11 protein-coding genes are annotated in these 16739 nt (G+C 63.1%); 4 read left to right on the top strand and 7 right to left on the bottom strand.

Annotated features, from left to right (window positions below; genetic code table 11):
• Positions 1-266: 266 nt before the first annotated feature.
• From glgB to MOV63_RS22290, 7 genes are all read right to left on the bottom strand, one after another.
• Positions 267-2474, bottom strand: a complete 2208-nt coding sequence (gene glgB / locus MOV63_RS22320) for a 1,4-alpha-glucan branching protein GlgB (protein WP_247036933.1) — start codon at positions 2472-2474, stop codon at positions 267-269.
• Complete coding sequence (treS, locus tag MOV63_RS22315) at positions 2471-5776, bottom strand: maltose alpha-D-glucosyltransferase (RefSeq protein ID WP_405029365.1); 3306 nt, start codon at positions 5774-5776, stop codon at positions 2471-2473. The genes glgB and treS overlap by 4 nt, the downstream gene beginning before the upstream one ends.
• Positions 5777-5795: 19 nt before the next feature.
• On the bottom strand, positions 5796-9050 hold the full coding sequence (locus tag MOV63_RS22310) for a maltotransferase domain-containing protein (protein ID WP_247036931.1): 3255 nt from the start codon (positions 9048-9050) through the stop codon (positions 5796-5798).
• A 257-nt stretch (positions 9051-9307) separates the two neighbouring features.
• Entirely contained in the window at positions 9308-10288 is a 981-nt protein-coding gene (locus MOV63_RS22305) for a tripartite tricarboxylate transporter substrate binding protein (RefSeq protein WP_247036928.1), read from the bottom strand.
• 305 nt (positions 10289-10593) lie between these two features.
• On the bottom strand, positions 10594-11118 hold the full coding sequence (locus MOV63_RS22300) for a cupin (protein WP_247036939.1): 525 nt from the start codon (positions 11116-11118) through the stop codon (positions 10594-10596).
• A 25-nt stretch (positions 11119-11143) separates the two neighbouring features.
• Positions 11144-11437, bottom strand: coding sequence for a DUF3175 domain-containing protein (locus MOV63_RS22295; RefSeq protein WP_247036926.1), 294 nt, complete (start codon positions 11435-11437; stop codon positions 11144-11146).
• Between the two features lie 62 nt (positions 11438-11499).
• Positions 11500-12492: a LacI family DNA-binding transcriptional regulator gene (locus tag MOV63_RS22290; protein WP_151041231.1), complete on the bottom strand. Its 993-nt coding sequence runs from the start codon at positions 12490-12492 to the stop codon at positions 11500-11502.
• A gap of 212 nt (positions 12493-12704) precedes the next feature.
• Between MOV63_RS22290 and MOV63_RS22285 the strand changes: the two genes are divergently transcribed.
• Genes MOV63_RS22285 through MOV63_RS22270 form a run of 4 tightly spaced genes read left to right on the top strand, consistent with a single transcriptional unit; the run spans position 12705 to position 16675 of the window.
• A complete protein-coding gene (locus tag MOV63_RS22285) occupies positions 12705-13493 on the top strand; it encodes a 6-phosphogluconolactonase (protein ID WP_309500845.1) in 789 nt (262 codons plus the stop codon).
• A complete protein-coding gene (locus tag MOV63_RS22280) occupies positions 13486-14265 on the top strand; it encodes a sugar isomerase domain-containing protein (RefSeq protein ID WP_247036924.1) in 780 nt (259 codons plus the stop codon). The genes MOV63_RS22285 and MOV63_RS22280 overlap by 8 nt, the downstream gene beginning before the upstream one ends.
• Positions 14266-14267: 2 nt before the next feature.
• Positions 14268-15407, top strand: a complete 1140-nt coding sequence (locus MOV63_RS22275) for an N-acetylglucosamine-6-phosphate deacetylase (RefSeq protein WP_247036922.1) — start codon at positions 14268-14270, stop codon at positions 15405-15407.
• Positions 15404-16675, top strand: coding sequence for a neutral/alkaline non-lysosomal ceramidase N-terminal domain-containing protein (locus tag MOV63_RS22270; protein WP_247036919.1), 1272 nt, complete (start codon positions 15404-15406; stop codon positions 16673-16675). Before MOV63_RS22275 ends, MOV63_RS22270 begins: the two co-directional genes overlap by 4 nt.
• The last annotated feature ends 64 nt before the right edge of the window (positions 16676-16739 follow it).

Below are 16739 nucleotides of genomic sequence, written 5' to 3'. Positions count from 1 at the left end.
TTGCTCGACGGACTGCCTCTGTCGTCGTGGCGCTCCCATGTAAAACCTGGCCCATAGTGCTTCCCTCCATGCCAAGGAAAATGATGCACCATCAAATGCCGGGATCAAACAACTAGGCTCTTGGCTCGATCTCCTGCTGTCATTTGGGCAGGGCATTAACTCCATCCAATCTCCCCCCTTGTGGGGGAGATGCCCGGCAGGGCAGAGGGGGGTATCCCACGGAACGCTTCAGAATGATTATTCGCGGCAACTTGCGCCGATGAAACCTACCCCCGCCACCGCAGGAACACAGTCGCCAGCGGCGGCAATACCGCGGAGATGGAAAATTCCTTCCCGTGCGCCGCCTGGCGCTCCGTCCAAGCTTCCGTCTGTCCCAGATTGGACCCGCCGTAAAGCGCCGCATCGGTGTTCAGCACCACCTCCCAGCGGCCCTCTGCCGGAACTCCGATGCGATACCCGTGCCGCGGCATCGGCGTCAGATTCGAGGCGACCAGGATATGCGACGAGCGATCCGGCGACGAGCGCATCATGCCGTAGACGGAATTTTCCGCATCATCCGTCACCGCCCACTCGAACCCCTCGTGATGCAGGTCGCCGAACTGCAGCGCCGGTTCCCGGGCGTAAAGCGTGTTCAGGTCGCGGACGAGCCGCTGGACGCCCGCGTGGTCGGGGCTGTCGAGCAGGTCCCAGACCACCGAGCCGTCATGGTTCCATTCGCTCTGCTGCGCCAGTTCGCCGCCCATGAACAGGAGCTTCTTGCCGGGATGGCCCCACATGAAGCCGTAATAGGCGCGAAGGTTCGCAAGTTTCTGCCAGCGGTCGCCCGGCATCTTGGCCATCAGCGAGCCCTTGCCGTGCACCACTTCGTCATGGGAGAGCGGCAGGATGAAGCGCTCGGAATAGGCATAGATCATCCCGAAGCTCATGGCTCCATGGTGGTATTTGCGATAGACCGGGTCGTCCTGCATGTAATGCAGCGTGTCGTGCATCCAACCCATGTTCCACTTGAAATCGAAACCGAGGCCACCCTCTTCGATTTTCCTGGTGACGCCCGGCCAGGCGGTCGATTCCTCCGCCGCGGTAAAGGCATGCGGGCAACGGTCATGGATGATGCTGTTCAGATGCTTGAAGAACTCGACCGCCTCAAGGTTTTCGCGCCCGCCATACTGGTTCGGAATCCATTCGCCTTCGTTGCGGCTGTAGTCCCGGTAGAGCATCGAGGCGACAGCATCGACGCGCAAAGCATCGACATGGTAATGCTCCAGCCATTCGAGTGCCGAGGCGATCAGGAACCCTTTCACCTCGTTGCGGCCGAGATTGTAGATCAGCGTGTTCCAGTCCCCGTGGAAACCTTCGCGCGGATCGGCATGCTCGTAGAGCGGCGTCCCGTCGAATTTGGCGAGCCCCCAGACGTCGGTCGGGAAATGCGCCGGCACCCAGTCGAGGATGACGCCGATACCCGCCTGATGGCAGCGATCGATGAAATAGGCGAAATCTTCCGGCGTACCGTGACGTCCGGTCGGGGCGAACAGCCCGAGCGGCTGATAACCCCAGGAACCGCCGAACGGATGCTCCATGATCGGCAGCATCTCGATATGGGTGAAGCCGAGGTTCTGCACGTAGGGGATCAGCCGCTGACTGAGTTCGACCCAGTCGAGCATCCGGTTGCCTTCCTCGGCGATCCTGAGCCACGAGCCGAGATGCACCTCGTAGATCGACATCGCACCTTCGCGGGTGCGATCGGCACGCTGCCGACGCATCCAGTCCTCGTCGCTCCAGCGGAACGGTTTCGAGGAGGCGACGATCGAGGCCGTCGATGGGGCAGCCTCGCTGGCGCGAGCAACCGGATCGGCCTTTTGCGGCAGCAGGTTGCCGTTGCCGTCGAGAATCTCGAACTTGTAGCGTTCCCCGTGGGTCAGGCGGGGGATGAACAGTTCCCATATGCCCGCCTGCGGACGCAGCCGCATCGGATAACGTCGCCCATCCCAGGAATTGAAATCGCCGACCACAGAGACGCGCCGGGCATTCGGCGCCCAGACGGAAAAGCGCACGCCCTCGACCCCTTCGACCTCCATCGGAATGGCGCCGAGCGCCCGGCCAAGATCGTAATGGGTGCCCTGGCCGATCAGGTGCAGATCGAGATCGCCGAGCAGCAGCGGGAAGGAGTAGGGATCCTCCATCTCCTGGATGGCGTCCGGCCAGCGGATCCGGAAGAAATATGGCGCCGTGCTGCCGGTCACCCCGGCAAACAGCCCGCCCTCATGGATGGTCTCGAGTTCGGCCAGCATCTTGCCGGTATCGGTCTCCACCACCTCGACCGACAGCGCGCCCGGCAGCAGCGCCCGGACCACGGTGAGATTGCCGTATTGATGGCGTCCGAGGATCGAGAACGGGTCTCCGTGCCGCCCTTCGATCAGGGCCTGCAGACCTTCCTGGACGGTGCCGATCATCAAATCGGTGCGCTCGTATCTCATGAGACATTCTCCAGAAGTCGGGATGCGATCGCCGAGAAGCCGGCAAGCGGGAGGGGAAGCCAATGCGGGCGGCTGCGCACTTCGTAGGCGATCTCGTAGGCAGCCTTTTCGAGCAGGAAGAGATCGAGAATGCGGCCACGGGCCTCCGGCGAGATGCGCAATTCCTCGGAATTCCCGGTCACTTCGAAATAGGTATCGAGGAAGGCCGGCTCCGCCATCTCCATGAAACGTGTGACCAGTTCTTTATGGCGGGTGTCTTCAACCTCGCTGACGATTTCCCGGTCGAGGTCGGCCGAGGCCGCAAGATAGCTCAGCGACCGCAGCAGCCCGGCGGCGTCGCGCAAGGGATTGGTCTTGGCGCGGCGTTCGGAAAGGTCGCGGGTCGGTTCGCCTTCGAAATCGATGATATAGGCGTCGCCCTCCGAGACCAGGATCTGGCCGAGATGGAAATCGCCGTGGTTGCGGGTCATCAGCGTGCCTTCCACCGCGCTCGCAAGATGCGCGGCGAGGCCGAGAAGATCGTCACGGCGGCCTAGTAGTATTTTTGCCTCGCGGGCAATATCCGAATCCAGGTCCTCGACGGTCTTTTCGAGGATCGAGAGGCTGCGGGAGATTTGGCCCGTGACAGCCTCGCGCCATTTTTCGGCATCGGCCGCCTTTGCCCGGACCGGCTGAAAGTCCGGATCGTCGGTCGGCTGGGCGAGCGCCACATGCAGTTCGCCCAGCCGCTTGCCGATTGTCGCGACAAAATTGACGAGCGGCTTGAAATGCTCGTCCACCACCTCGCCCTGAAGGCCGGTCACCACGATTTCGTCGATGGCGCGGCGCAGGTTGCTGAGCATCCAGTTCCAGGCATCGCCTTGATTGCGGATCGCACTCTGCACGATGATCAGCGTGTAGCGACTGCCATCCGGCGCCGTGCGGGCGACCTCGCCGAGCAATTGCGCGGTGTTCTGATAGCCGACATTGGTCAGGTACCGGGTCATCTCGACCTCGGGATGCATGCCGGGGAAGACGTGGCGGATGAGCTTCACCATCGCCATGTCGCCCAGAATAAGCGAACTGTTGGATTGTTCGGCCGACAGCCAGCGGACGGCCATGTCGTCGTTGATGGTCAGGCAGTCGAGCTTGTCGGTGCCGATAAATTCCAGCGTACCGGCGCGGCCTGATATCACCGACCGCTCGCAGAGGCCGCGGATCACCCCGCGCGCCAGTCCTTCCATCGCGAACCCGTCAGTCAGGAAGCCGACGCGGCGGCCCTGGCGGATGCGGGCGAGCGCCAGCTGCTGGGCGAGCGCCGTCGGCTGGGCATCGTCCCAGGAAACGGCGAGCGGCAGCAGGTATGTATCTTTGCGGCCGTCCACCTCGGCTTCGAGTTCGCCAAGCAGGATGTTGTTGGCAAACGCGATCGGCGTTGCGGCAACCAGCGAAGCACCGGTCAGGATTTCGCCCTTCAAACCGAACCAGCGGCGTTTGCCGAGGTAGGCGGGCAGGACCTCGTTCGACAGCGTAGTCGCAAGCCTCGGCTGATCGACCAGTTCCTGCAGGTCGCGGCGAGTGACCATGGTCACCATGTCCTGCATCTGCTCCGGCGGCTCCTTGCGCCAGACCGGACCGTCCGCTTCCGCTACCAGATTGAACCAGAAGAAACCGTAGGGCTGCAGGGTGAGCAGATAGGTCAGCTGCCCGATCGGCGGAAAGGGCGACATGCCGGAAAGCTCGATCGGCACACGGCCGGAGAACTGGGCCAGGTCGAGTTCTACCGCCTGCGGCAGGCGTGAGAGATTGGCGACACAGAGGATCGTGTCGCCATTGTATTCGCGCAGATAGGCAAGGATCTTGCGGTTGCCCGGCGACAGGAACTTCAGCGAACCACGGCCGAATGCGAAATGTTTGTTGCGCAATGCCAGCATCCGCCGCGTCCAGTTGAGCAACGAATGGGCATCGGCCCCCTGCGCCTCGACATTGAGCGCTTCATATCCATAGAGCGGATCCATTATCGGCGGCAGCACCAGCCGCGCCGGGTCGGCCTTGGAGAACCCGCCGTTTCGGTCCGGCGACCATTGCATCGGCGTGCGCACCCCGTCGCGGTCGCCGAGATAGATGTTGTCGCCCATGCCGATCTCGTCGCCGTAATAGAGAACCGGCGTTCCTGGCATGGAGAGAAGCAGTGCGTTCATCAGCTCGATGCGGCGGCGGTCGCGCTCCATCAGGGGTGCGAGGCGGCGGCGAATGCCGAGGTTGATGCGGGCGCGGCGGTCGGCGGCATAGATGTTCCAGAGGTAATCGCGTTCCTCGTCGGTCACCATTTCGAGCGTCAGCTCGTCGTGATTGCGAAGGAAGATCGCCCATTGACAGTTTTCCGGGATTTCCGGCGTCTGCCGCATGATGTCGGTGATCGGGAAACGGTCCTCCTTGGCGATCGCCATGTACATCCGCGGCATCAGCGGGAAATGGAATGCCATGTTGCATTCGTCGCCATTGCCGAAATATTCACTCGTGTCCTCCGGCCATTGATTGGCCTCGGCGAGCAGCATCTTGCCGGGATGGGTGGAATCGAGCGAAGCGCGGATCTTCTTCAGGACGTCGTGGGTCTCGGGCAGGTTCTCGTTGTTCGTGCCCTCGCGCTCGACGAGGTAGGGGATCGCATCCAGCCGAAACCCGTCGATGCCGGTATCGGCCCAGAAGCGCATCACGCCGAGCAGTTCTTCCAACACCTGCGGATTGTCGAAGTTGAGGTCCGGCTGATGGGAATAGAAACGATGCCAGTAATAGGCGCCGGCGCCGGGGTCCCAGGTCCAGTTCGATTTTTCCGTGTCGAGGAAGATGATCCGGGTTTCCGGGAATTTCTGATCCGTATCCGACCAGACGTAGAAGTCCCGTTCGGGAGAGCCGGCCGGCGCATGGCGCGCCCGCTGGAACCAGGGATGCTGGTCGGACGTGTGGTTGATGACCAGCTCGATGATGACCCGGATGCCGCGCTGGTGCGCCGCTTCGACAAAAGCCTTGAACTCGTCGACCGTGCCGTAATCGGGGCTGACGCTGCCGTAATCGGCAATGTCGTAGCCGTCGTCCCGGCGCGGCGAGGGGAAGAAGGGCAGCAGCCAGATCGCGTTGGCGCCGAGCGAGGCGATATGGTCGAGCTTTTCGTGCAGGCCCTGAAAATCACCGATCCCGTCGCCATTGGCATCGAAGAACGATTTGATGTGGAGCTGATAGATGATCGCGTCCTTGTACCATAGCGGATCGTCCTCATTCATCTGAGCGTGGTTCTGCCCCTGGCTCCGGTTCGCGCTCGTCATGTCCATTTTGCTTTCCTCCCTATCGCACGCGCCAGATTCCGAAAGGCAGGCCCCAATGGGGATCGAGACGCAGCCTCTGCAGCTTGCCGGCCCAGGTGAATTTGTGGCCGGTGATCAGGTCTTCGACGTCAAGTGCGCCATGGTCCGGGAGGTTCCATGACCAGAGCGGTATTTCGACATCCGCCTCGTGGACATTGTGGGGATCGAGGTTGATCGCGATCAGGAGGACGTTCTCGCGACCGGCGCTCGCCTTCTCGAAGAACATGATATTGTCGTTCCAGGCGGTGAGAAGCTGCAGGCCGAGATGCGAATGCAGTGCGGGGTTCTCCCGGCGGAGCCGGTTGAGAAGCGTGATCTCGCCCTTGATATTGCCCGGGCGGTCATAGTCCCAGGCACGGATCTCGTATTTCTCCGAATCCGCATATTCCTTGCGCTTGGCGTCCGGCCGGCCCTCGCAGAGTTCGAAGCCGTTGTAGACGCCCCAGAGGCCGGACAGCGTTGCGGCAAGTGCGGCACGGACCAGATAGGCGGGACGCGGCGCGTTCTGCAGGAAGTCCGGGTTGATGTCATGGGTGTTGACGAAGAAATGCGGCCGGAAGAACTCCTTCGGCTCCTCGGTGGTGATCTCGCGCATATATTGCTCGAGCTCCCACTTGGCATTGCGCCAGGTGAAATAGGTATAGGACTGCGAGAAACCGACCTTGGCGAGCCGGTACATCACCTTCGGCTTGGTGAAGGCCTCTGACAGGAAGACCACATCCGGATGCCGCGCCCGAATGTCGGCAATCAGCCACTCCCAGAACGGGAAGGGTTTGGTGTGCGGATTGTCGACACGGAACAGTTTTACGCCGTTGTCGACCCACTTCTGCACGACATCGCGGAGCTCGACCCAGAGCGAGGGGATCGCGTCATGGGCGTAGAAATCGACGTTGACGATGTCCTCGTATTTCTTCGGCGGGTTTTCCGCATAACGGATCGTCCCGTCCGGCCGCCAGTCGAACCAGCCGGGATGCGATTTCAGCCATGGATGGTCGGGCGAAGCCTGGATTGCCAGGTCGAGTGCGATTTCGAGGCCCTCGTCCTTGGCGGCATCCACCAGCCGGCGGAAATCCTCGAACGTACCGAGCTCGGGATGGATCGCGTCATGGCCGCCTTCCTCCGAGCCGATCGCATAAGGGCTGCCCGGATCCTCCGGTGCGGGATTCAGCGTATTGTTCTTGCCCTTGCGGTTGGTCTTGCCGATCGGGTGGATGGGCGGGAAATAGAGAACGTCGAAACCCATGTCGCGGATGGCGGGCAGCCGCTTGATGACGTCTTCGAAGGTGCCGTGCCGGTTCGGATCGCCACTCTGCGAGCGGGGAAAGATCTGGTACCAACTGGCGAAACCGGCAGCGATACGTTCCGCGTCGACCGGGATTGCTTGTGAGCGGACCTTGAACGGCCGACGGTCGGCCTCCGCCATCAGTTCGGCCGTCTCGGGCGCCAGCAGGATTTCGGTGCGCTGCGGGTCCTGCACCTCGGTCAGCTTGTCGAACAGGGTTTTGAGCCGTGTCTTGATCCTGCCCGACGAGTTGTCCAGCGCATCGAGGACGAGGTTGATGCCCTCCTGGATTTCGAGCCGCAGATCGAGCCGGGCCTCGTGCTTCTTGACGAATTCGTAGCGGAATATCGCAAAGGGATTACGCCAGGCTTCGATGAGGAACTCGTGACGTCCCATCCGCTTCAGTGTGAATTCCGCGTTCCAGCGATCGTTCAGAACGAGCTGCATGCGCTCCTCGGTCCATTCCGTCTCGTCGACCGCGCGCCACAGCAGCGCGGCCGCCAACGGATCATGGCCGTCGCCGAAAATGTCAGCCTCGACCGTCACGGTTTCGCCGACGACGCGTTTGACCACGAAACGGCCGTCGTCGACCGAAGGCGTGATCTTCTCGATCGCCAGCCGGGGGGAAGCGGTCGCCTTGTCCACCGAAGGCACCGGCACGGCATCGACGACCGGCACCGACGACCGGCCCTCGAATATCCTGATCTCGCCGGGTTTCAGCTTGAGCTGTGCGGCAAAGGCTTCGCCATCTGCCTCCGGCGCTTCGAGCGGCAGGAACGGTGAGGCAGCCTCGCGGAGCGCGTTGAAGGGAGCAGCCACGGCACGGCGCAGATCGCGGTTCAAAACCACGACGCGCACCTTCTGCGCCGAACGCACGTCCTCCCGGTCCGTCTGCATGAGCGCCACCGCCGGCGTCTGGCTGGTGGAGATGAGACGCAGCGGCTGGCGGGCGAAGCCGGCAGCGGTCTTGTTGGTACCGGCGTTGACGCTGCGTATATCGATCGAGAGATCGAACGAGCCCTGTTCGCGCAGGCCCCTGAGCCCCATCCCGTCGCCGTGCAGCGGGTCGAGCGGCGTTGAAGCGCCGAATTCGAACCCCATCGGGATCATCAGCCCGCTCGCGAAGGTCGAGGCGAGCTTCAGCGACCGGACCGCTTTCCTCTGCAGCACTTCGCAACTGTCGGTGCCGTGGGCGATGCGTTTGCCGAAAGGCGCTTCCGGAAACGTGACCTGATATCCGAGCTGGCGCTGGATCTGGTATTCGTCGAGGATCCAGCGCTCCTCCAGGTTCCACCAGGCAAGCGACGAGAAGCTGCCATCGAAACCGGCGCCCTCAAGCGCCCTCCGATCCTCGAAAGAGGTGCCTGGCGTCGATGCCAGAAAGGTGGTTTCCGGCGTCGTCTTGCGGGTCGAAACGATCAGGTCGTACCAGGCCTCCGGCGCCAGCCGGCCGATGCCGAGGCAGCGAAAACCGGCAACCCCAAGGCCGGCAAGCCGCGCCATGCGGTTGCGCCAGTCCTCGACATGACGGGCTTCGCTCATGAAATCGATGCCGCGGCTGCAGCTATCGCGCGGCGCGACACGCGGATCGGCAAGGATCGGTCCTGCATGTTCCGCATCCACCGCGACCCGGTCGACCACGAGGTCGAGCATCAGCTTGACCTTGCTTTCACCGGCCGCCTGGATGAGCGCCTTGATGCCGTCCTCGACGGAGGAACCGAGCCGAAGCTCCGAGTCGAGGCGATCGAAATTCTTCGTGACGAAGACGCTGGCATTGTGGCCGCGTTCGAAAAGCGGCGCCGTCAGCACCGTATCGAAACCGAGATCCCTGGCATGCGCGAAAACCTCCCGCCAGGCGTCGAGCCCTCTCAGCATCAGCGGATGAACGTAATAGATCTGTGGGGGGAGGTGTGCGAGGGATGTCCCGGCGATGAATTGGGGGCGCGTGTTCATCGGTTTTGCCTCGCCGCAGATTAGAGCCGTCGAATTTGCGGTCTAACTGTCGGACGGCGGCGGTTGTTCCGATAAAAGTCCCGAGACCCGCCAGTTTTCACGCCCTTCGGACATACATCCCCGCGGAAGTCATTGAAGCGGATGATCAATCCGTAGTTGTCCCCAAGCGCGTCTCATAAGCCTTATTTTCGGACAAGCTCAATGAAAAGGCCGGAGATCGCTCCGGCCTTGCTGGTGTGGTCAGGTTTCCGGAAGCCTTACTGCTTTTCGATCTTGCCGATCTTGGCCCACTCTTCCCAGCGCTTGGTGTCCATCGTCGCATAATCGAGGGTCGCCTGCGGGCTGTCGAGCGTCATCGGCTCGCCGCCATTGGTGCCGACGAACTTGCGGGCTTCCTCGCTGGTGGTGACCTGCGTCATCACCTTGTGCATCTTGTCGACAATATCCTTCGGCGTGCCTTTGGGCGCGGCGAGAACCCACCAGATGCGGACGTCGACATTCGGCACGCCTTCTTCCGCGAAAGTCGGGATATCCGGGACGGAGGAAATGCGCTTCGCCGTGCTGACGGCCAGCACCCGCAGCGTTCCATCACGCGAGCGGGCAAGACCGAAGACCGGATCTCCGACCATGTAGTCGATCGCGCCGCTTGCAAAGTCGTTGAGCGAGTCGGCACTGGTCTTGTAGCGCACCTGAAGCGTGTCCGGCACGCCGGTATTGGCCTTGTACATTTCGGCCAGGATCACCGACGGAAAGTTCGAGGTGGCGTAGGAGCCCTTGGCGCCCTTTTCCTTCATCGCCTTGGTCAGGTCGGAAATCTTCTGGTAGGGCGACTTGGCGTTGACCAGCATCATGAAGGCCTGGCTGAACACCGGCGCGACATAGTCGAAGTCCTTGAGCGGATCATACGGCGGCGCGTTGAACACGAAAGGCGCCGCCGTGAACTGGTCGGCCGAGCCGATCAGCATCGTATAACCGTCCGGCTTGGCGTTCTTCAGCGCCACCACCGAAAGGCTGCCGAGGCCGCCTGGCTTGTTATCGACGATGACGGTCTGCTTGAGCTGCTCTTCGAGTTTCTTTGCAAAGAAGCGGGCATAGACGTCCGCGCCGCTGCCGGCCGGGAAGCCGGCGATTAGCGTGATCTGCCGGCTTGGGTAATTGTCGTCGCCGGCGGTGGCCGTACCTCCCGGAATGTACGCGGAAAACACCAGCGCCAGGGCGCCTGCTAAAAATTTCTTCACTGCACTCTCCTCCTAGAGTCAGTCCGGAACATCGTAGGCGAGGCCGGAATGTGATAACGCGAACAGTCTCCTCCCGCTCGCGCTAAAATATAAGGTAGCCATACATTTTGGGGACCGTCAAATGCCCTGCCGGTGCGAAAGTGGCTTCCGGTCAAAATCTAATGGGCGCGATGGCCGCGCTTATGCCGCGGCGGCTCGAGACCTGATTTTTGGGCGATTTCGAGGCTCAAAACACGAGATCTCGCCACTCCAGAAGCCGAGCTGAAGACCGTCATTCCGCCCGACAGCTGGAGTGTGAGGAGGCTTTAGGATCGGCGTGGCGGCCAGGCGCGGAGAAGGGCGCCGGCGGCGCCTCCGACAGGATCGGTCTTTGGAAGCGGCAGGTTGGCGATCCTGGCGAACTGCGCCTCGCTCGCCGGCCCCGTCTGGATATCCGCCTTCTGCCCGGGCGGGTAGGCGCCGACGACCAGAAAGTCCCGACTGGCGTCGATCCGCATATGGCCGGTGCCGGCGGGCAGGATCAGGCAGTCGCCGGTATGGACGCTGAGTTCCGTGCCGTCCGGCCCGCCGATCAGCAGCCGTGCCCGGCCGCCGGCGATGCCCAGCACTTCGTGTGCGCCGGTGTGATAATGCTGATAGTCGAAGACGCCATTGCGCCAGATCCCCTCCCAGCCATTCTCTCGGAACCGGCTTTCGAACTTCGGCGCCACCTCGCCTTCCGCCGGAATGACGTTACGATAGACCAGCACCGGCAGTTCGGGATTGTTCGGCACCCAGGCGCTGGGTTCGAAGACAATGGTTTCGAGGGTGGTATCGGCGGTGGAGGTCATGGCATCGAGGCTCGGCGGGGTGATCTTAATGCTTCGGTTCACGGCCGAAATCCTTGCGAAGCTCATCCTTGGCCTTTTCCAGCGTCGCGCGGCGCGAGTTCGAAAGCTGGCCACCGGCGCGGTTGATGTAGAAATTCAGCATCGACATCGCCGATTGGAACGGGCTCGACTTGCGGCGATGGCTCTCCTCGGCTGAATGCTGGAGGGAGTCGGCGATCTTCTTCGGGCTGCGCGATTTGAACACGCCATCCTTCAGGTCCATCGCATCGCTATGTTCAGTCACGTCCTGCGACCATTTCTTCTTGTTCTTCTTGGGCATGGAAATCTCCCGTGGAAAGGTTGGGTCCCCATCCAACCTGCCGCAGGCGGCAAGGTTCCCGCCTATCGTGCCGCAGCCGTCGTATTGCGCACCACGAGATGGGTTTCCAGCACGTAGCGCACGTCGCGGATGGCGCGCGATTGCAGCATGTCGAGGAGCAGCGAGACCGCCACCCGGCCGGCCTCCGTCGAGCGGTTGGAGACGGATGTCAGCGCCGGGTAGGTGACGGCGCCAAGCACGTCGTCGCAGCCGATCAGGCTGAAATCGCCGGGCACCGAGACCCGCTTTTCGGAAAGCCCGGCCAGCACGCCCTGCGCCGTCAGGTCGTCGAAGGCGACGGCCGCCGTGGCGCCGGTAGCAAGGATCGCGCTCACCGCATTGCGGCCGGAATTATAGCTCGCCAGCACCGCGGGCACGGTTTCGACCACGATATCCAGCTTTGATGCGGCGGCCTTGATGGCGGTACGGCGCTGCTTGTTTGACCAGGAATTCGACGGGCCGCTGACATAGACGATCCGGCGGTGACCGAGCCTGGCGAGATGTTCGACCGCCTCGCGGACGCCCGACCCGCTGTCGATCAGCACCCGCGGAATACCGTCGATATCGCGGTTTATCAGCACCAGCGGCAGCAGGTTTGCATGGGCGCGGATGCGCTCGTCCGAAAGGCGGGAGGAGGCGAGCACCAAGCCTTCCACCTGGCCGGCGAACCGGCCGACCAGCTTGTCCTCCTGCGTCGGGTTCTCCTCGGTATTGCCGAGGAAGATGCAGAAATCGGAACGGTCCGCCTCCAGTTGAGCCGCCTGGATCAGCGGCGGAAAGAACGGGTTGGCGATATCCGGCACGATCAGCCCGACATTGCCGTGCCGCCCGGTGCTGAGCGCCCGCGCCGTGTGGTTCGGCACATAACCGAGCGCTTCTGCGGCCTTCATGATGCGGGTCACTGTTTCCGGGGAGAGCATGTCCGGCCGCGTGAAGGCGCGCGAGACGCTCGAACGCGCGACGCCTGCCGCATCCGCGACCTGGCTGATGGTGACGCCCTTGGTCCGCTTAATCATGAAAGTTGAGAACTCGCCCGTTTGGCCTGGCACTTAGCATGAAGTCCGCGGCGCTATCAATTCTGCCCGCAATTCGACTTGCAGACTGACATTCCTCCACTTGACATGCAACCGGTTGCATGGAAGTCTTTCGCCACAGATAAGGGACCTGCAACGGATGCGGCGAGACGAAGCCCGCCTGCCGGTGCGACCCTGCAGACATGGAGACCGCGTTGACCATCGCCACCGCCCATCGTCCTTCGCCGCAAACGCGGCGGACTTTCGACCGCCTGTCGGTCGAAAGCTTTGCAACACGGGCCGAGATGGGCGCCGCTGCGGCCGCCGACATTGCCGCCGCCTTGACCGAGCGCCTCGCAAGTCAGGCCGGTGTCAGAATGATCTTCGCTGCCGCCCCCAGCCAGGCCGACATGCTGAAGGCGCTCTGCGCCGTGCCGGGCATCGACTGGGGCCGCGTCACCGCCTTCCACATGGATGAATATATCGGCCTGCCGCCATCCTCGCCGGCGCGGTTCGTGAACTGGCTGAACGAGCATGTGTTCGGCAAGCTGCCGTTCGCCGCCGTGCACCGCATCACGCCCGAGCCGGATGCCGGCGCCGAAGTGCGCCGTTATTCCGACTTGCTGAACGAGGCGCCGATCGATTTCGTCTGCCTCGGCATCGGCGTCAATGGCCATATCGCCTTCAACGATCCGCCGGTAGCCGATTTCAACGACCCGCTGGACGTCAAGATCGTCGAACTGGACGACATCTGCCGCCAGCAGCAGGTCGATGACGACTGTTTCGCCGATCTCGCGTCCGTCCCCAACGAGGCGATCACGCTGACGGTGCCGCGCCTGCTTAGAGCCGACCGGATGTTCTGCGTCGTGCCGGGCGCCGTCAAGCGCGACGCTGTTTCGAAGACGCTTTACGGCCCGCTGACCACCGAATGCCCGGCAAGCGTCCTGCGCTTCCACGCCGCCTGCACCCTTTATATCGACAAGGATTCGGACCCCGATGCCTGATCACCCCGTCATCGATGCGGATGCGCTCTGCGAAGGTTATTTCGCCTCCACTCAAGCCTTGATGCGGCGGGTTCTGGAGGAGGAAAAGACCTCGCTCGACCAGGCCGCGGCAAAACTCGCCGACCAGATCGCCGCCGACCGGCTGGTGCATATCTATGGTCCCGGCGGCCATTCCAACCTCGCCTCGCAGGAGGTCTTCTTCCGTGCCGGCGGCCTCATGCATATCAGCGCCATTCTCGACGAGGGTACGCTGCTGTCGAATGGCGCGCTCCGCTCCATGGCGATCGAGCGTACGCCCGGTTACGGCAAGGTGGTGATATCAAACCAGCGGCTCGGCGACACCGACCTGCTGATCCTCGTCAACGCCTACGGCATCAACGCCGCGCTGATCGATGCGGCGCTGGAAGCCAAACGCCGCGGCGCCTTCCTGATCGGCGTCAGCTCGCGCGAACATGCCTCGAAAACCTCGCCCGATCATCCGGCTCGCCATCCGACCCGGCAGAACCTCCACGACATCGTCGACATCGCCATCGACTGCAAGGTGCCGATCGGCGATGCGGTGGTGAAGGTCCCCGGCATGGGCGAAAACATCGCGGCGATCTCCACCTTCGCCAACGCCTTCACGCTGAACTGCCTGGTGATCCGCACGGTGGCGAAGCTTGTCGAGCGCGGCATTGAGCCGCCGGTCTGGCGCAGCGGCAATGCGCCGGGAGGCGACGAGGCGAACGGCCGCTTCATCGTCAATTTCCAAGGCCGGGTGAGGGCGCTCTGACCATGGTCGTCGACGGTATCGATCCCCGCACCGGCAAAGGTTTTGCGATCGAAATCGCCGAGGGCAAGATTGCCGCCATCCGCCCGGCGGAAAATACCAGTCCATTTTATCTCTCCGCCGGGCTGATCGACCTGCAGGTCAACGGTTATTGCGGCTTCGACCTGAACAATGGCGAAATCACTCCCAACATCCTCCTCTCGCTCTGCGAGGAACTGCTGAGCGTCGGCGTCACCACCTTTCTGCCGACCATCATTACCGCCTCCGAGGCCTCCATTCTTCAGGCGCTCGCCGATATCGCAAAAATCCGCGCCAGCCACCGGCTGATCGCTGAAATGGTGCCGGGCATCCATGTCGAGGGGCCCTCCATCTCCGACAAGGACGGCCCGCGCGGCGCACATCCGCTGGCGCATGTCCGCCCGCCGTCGATCGAAGAGTTCGACCGCTGGCAGCGCGCATCCGGCAATCTGGTCTCGATGGTGACGCTTGCGCCGGAACATGAGGGCAGCGTCGATTACGTCCGCGCTCTTACGGCCCGCGGCGTTCACGTGGCGCTCGGTCACACCGCCGCGACGCCGGAGCAGATCCATGCGGCGGTGGAGGCGGGTGCGGTCCTCTCCACCCATCTCGGCAACGGCGCGGCCGCCATGCTGCCGCGCCATCCGAATTTCATCTGGGCGCAGCTTGCTGACGACCGGCTGACGGCAAGCTTCATCGCCGATGGCTGGCACCTGCCGGCCGATACGTTCAAGGCCATGCTGCGCGCCAAGGGTTTGGAGCGGGCGATCCTCGTCTCTGATATGGTCGCGCTCGCCGGCATGCCCGCCGGCATTTACGACCAGCCGGTCGGCGGCCGCGTCGAGGTATCTGCCGAAGGCCGGATCAGCGTTGCCGGCACGCCCTATCTCGCCGGTGCCAGCCTGCCGCTTTCGGCGAATGTCGCGATTGCATCTGAGATGGCAGGTCTTCCGCTCGCCGATACGCTTCTGCTCGCTACGGCAAATCCGGGCCGTTTCGTTGGGGGGCGAGGACGGCTGGAAGTCGGCGCGCGGGCCGATCTCGTCCGTTTCGAATGGTCGGAAGGCGAGCGGGAATTATATATTCGCGAAACCTGGGTCGGCGGCGAGAAGGCTTATTGCGCATGATCCAGGCCGGAGCCGCCATTGTCGATATCACCCCGCCGCCCGGTCTTGCGATGTCCGGCTTTGCGGCCCGCACACTGCCGGCCAAAGGCGCCCATGATGCCCTGACGGCGCGCGCCGTGGTGGTTGGCGATACGGCAGTCGTTATGGCCGACGTCATCGGCATCGACGCCGCGACGAGCGCCCGGATCCGCAAGCGCTGCATCCTGCCGGCGGATAACGTGGTGGTCGCAGCACTCCACAATCACGGCGGTCCGGTTTCCATGGCCGGCCGGCTCAGCATCGCCGCCGATCCCGCCTATCTGGAGCGGCTGGAAGACGCCTGCATCGCCGCCATCGACAAGGCCGCCGCCGCGCGTCGGCCGGCAACCATCACTGTGGGGAAGGGAAGTGATCCGGGGATTGCGCGCAATCGGCGCCATCCCGGCGGACCCGTGGACACTTCTCTGCCACTCCTTCGCATCCGCGCTGCGGATGGCAGCATGATCGCCGTCGTCACCGCCTATGCCTGCCATCCGGTGGTGCTGGCGGCCGACAATCTCCTCTGGACGGCCGATTATCCGCATTTCGTGCGGCAGGCGCTGGAAGAAGCCTATCCGGACGCGGTTGCCCTGTTCATGACCGGCTGCGTCGGGGACGCCAATACCGGCCATTCGGCGCATGCCTCGATCTCGCTTGCCGCAAACCCGGATCGCAGCTTTGCTTCTGCCGAACGGATCGGCCGCAAGATCGCCGAGGCGGCGCTTGGCGCTGAGGAACAGCCGGTCTCGGAGACATTAAACGCCCGCAACGGCACTGTCAGTCTCGTCTTCGCGCGCCGCGAGACCGAAGCCCCCGACTTTCTCGAAAACCGCTGGCGGGAAGAGGCTCTGAGCGCCGAACCCGCCCGCAAAAGCTTGCTTGGCTACTGGGCCGATTGGGCGCGCGACATTGCGCCTCGAAAGCCCGAGCCGCTTGCAGCCCGCGTGACCGTGCTCGATTGGGGCGGCGTGCCGATCGTCGCGCTGCCGGGCGAGATCTTTGCGGAGACGGCGCTGACGATCCGAGCCGCACTTGGCCTGGACAAGCCAGCCTTCGTCATCGGTTTTGCCGACGACAATCCGGGCTACATCCCGCCGGCCAGCGAATTCCAGTTCGGCGGCTACGAAGTCGACGAGGCGCATCGCTATTACGGCCTCGCCGCGACCTTCGCGCCGGGCTCGGCGGAAGCGCTGGCGGCCCGCGCCATCGAACTCGCAAAAGCCACCTCCAGTGGAAGCGGGGCAGCATGAGCCGATGGGCGGTGAGAAACGATCCGATGCTTGACACGCAACCGGTTGCATGAGAGCTTTTTGT

The sequence above is a fragment of the Neorhizobium sp. SHOUNA12A genome (assembly GCF_023006505.1).
In the GTDB taxonomy this organism is placed as follows: Bacteria; Pseudomonadota; Alphaproteobacteria; order Rhizobiales; family Rhizobiaceae; genus Neorhizobium.
This window is presented reverse-complemented; position numbering and strand designations above follow the sequence as displayed.

Coding starts and splice junctions, on each gene's coding strand:
- MOV63_RS22295 (WP_247036926.1), bottom strand. CDS start 11,437: ATGCCCAAGAAGAACAAGAAGAAATGGTCGCAGGACGTGACTGAACAT.
- MOV63_RS22300 (WP_247036939.1), bottom strand. CDS start 11,118: ATGACCTCCACCGCCGATACCACCCTCGAAACCATTGTCTTCGAACCC.
- MOV63_RS22270 (WP_247036919.1), top strand. CDS start 15,404: ATGATCCAGGCCGGAGCCGCCATTGTCGATATCACCCCGCCGCCCGGT.
- MOV63_RS22290 (WP_151041231.1), bottom strand. CDS start 12,492: ATGATTAAGCGGACCAAGGGCGTCACCATCAGCCAGGTCGCGGATGCG.
- MOV63_RS22280 (WP_247036924.1), top strand. CDS start 13,486: ATGCCTGATCACCCCGTCATCGATGCGGATGCGCTCTGCGAAGGTTAT.
- treS (WP_405029365.1), bottom strand. CDS start 5,776: ATGACGAGCGCGAACCGGAGCCAGGGGCAGAACCACGCTCAGATGAAT.
- MOV63_RS22310 (WP_247036931.1), bottom strand. CDS start 9,050: ATGAACACGCGCCCCCAATTCATCGCCGGGACATCCCTCGCACACCTC.
- MOV63_RS22275 (WP_247036922.1), top strand. CDS start 14,268: ATGGTCGTCGACGGTATCGATCCCCGCACCGGCAAAGGTTTTGCGATC.
- glgB (WP_247036933.1), bottom strand. CDS start 2,474: ATGAGATACGAGCGCACCGATTTGATGATCGGCACCGTCCAGGAAGGT.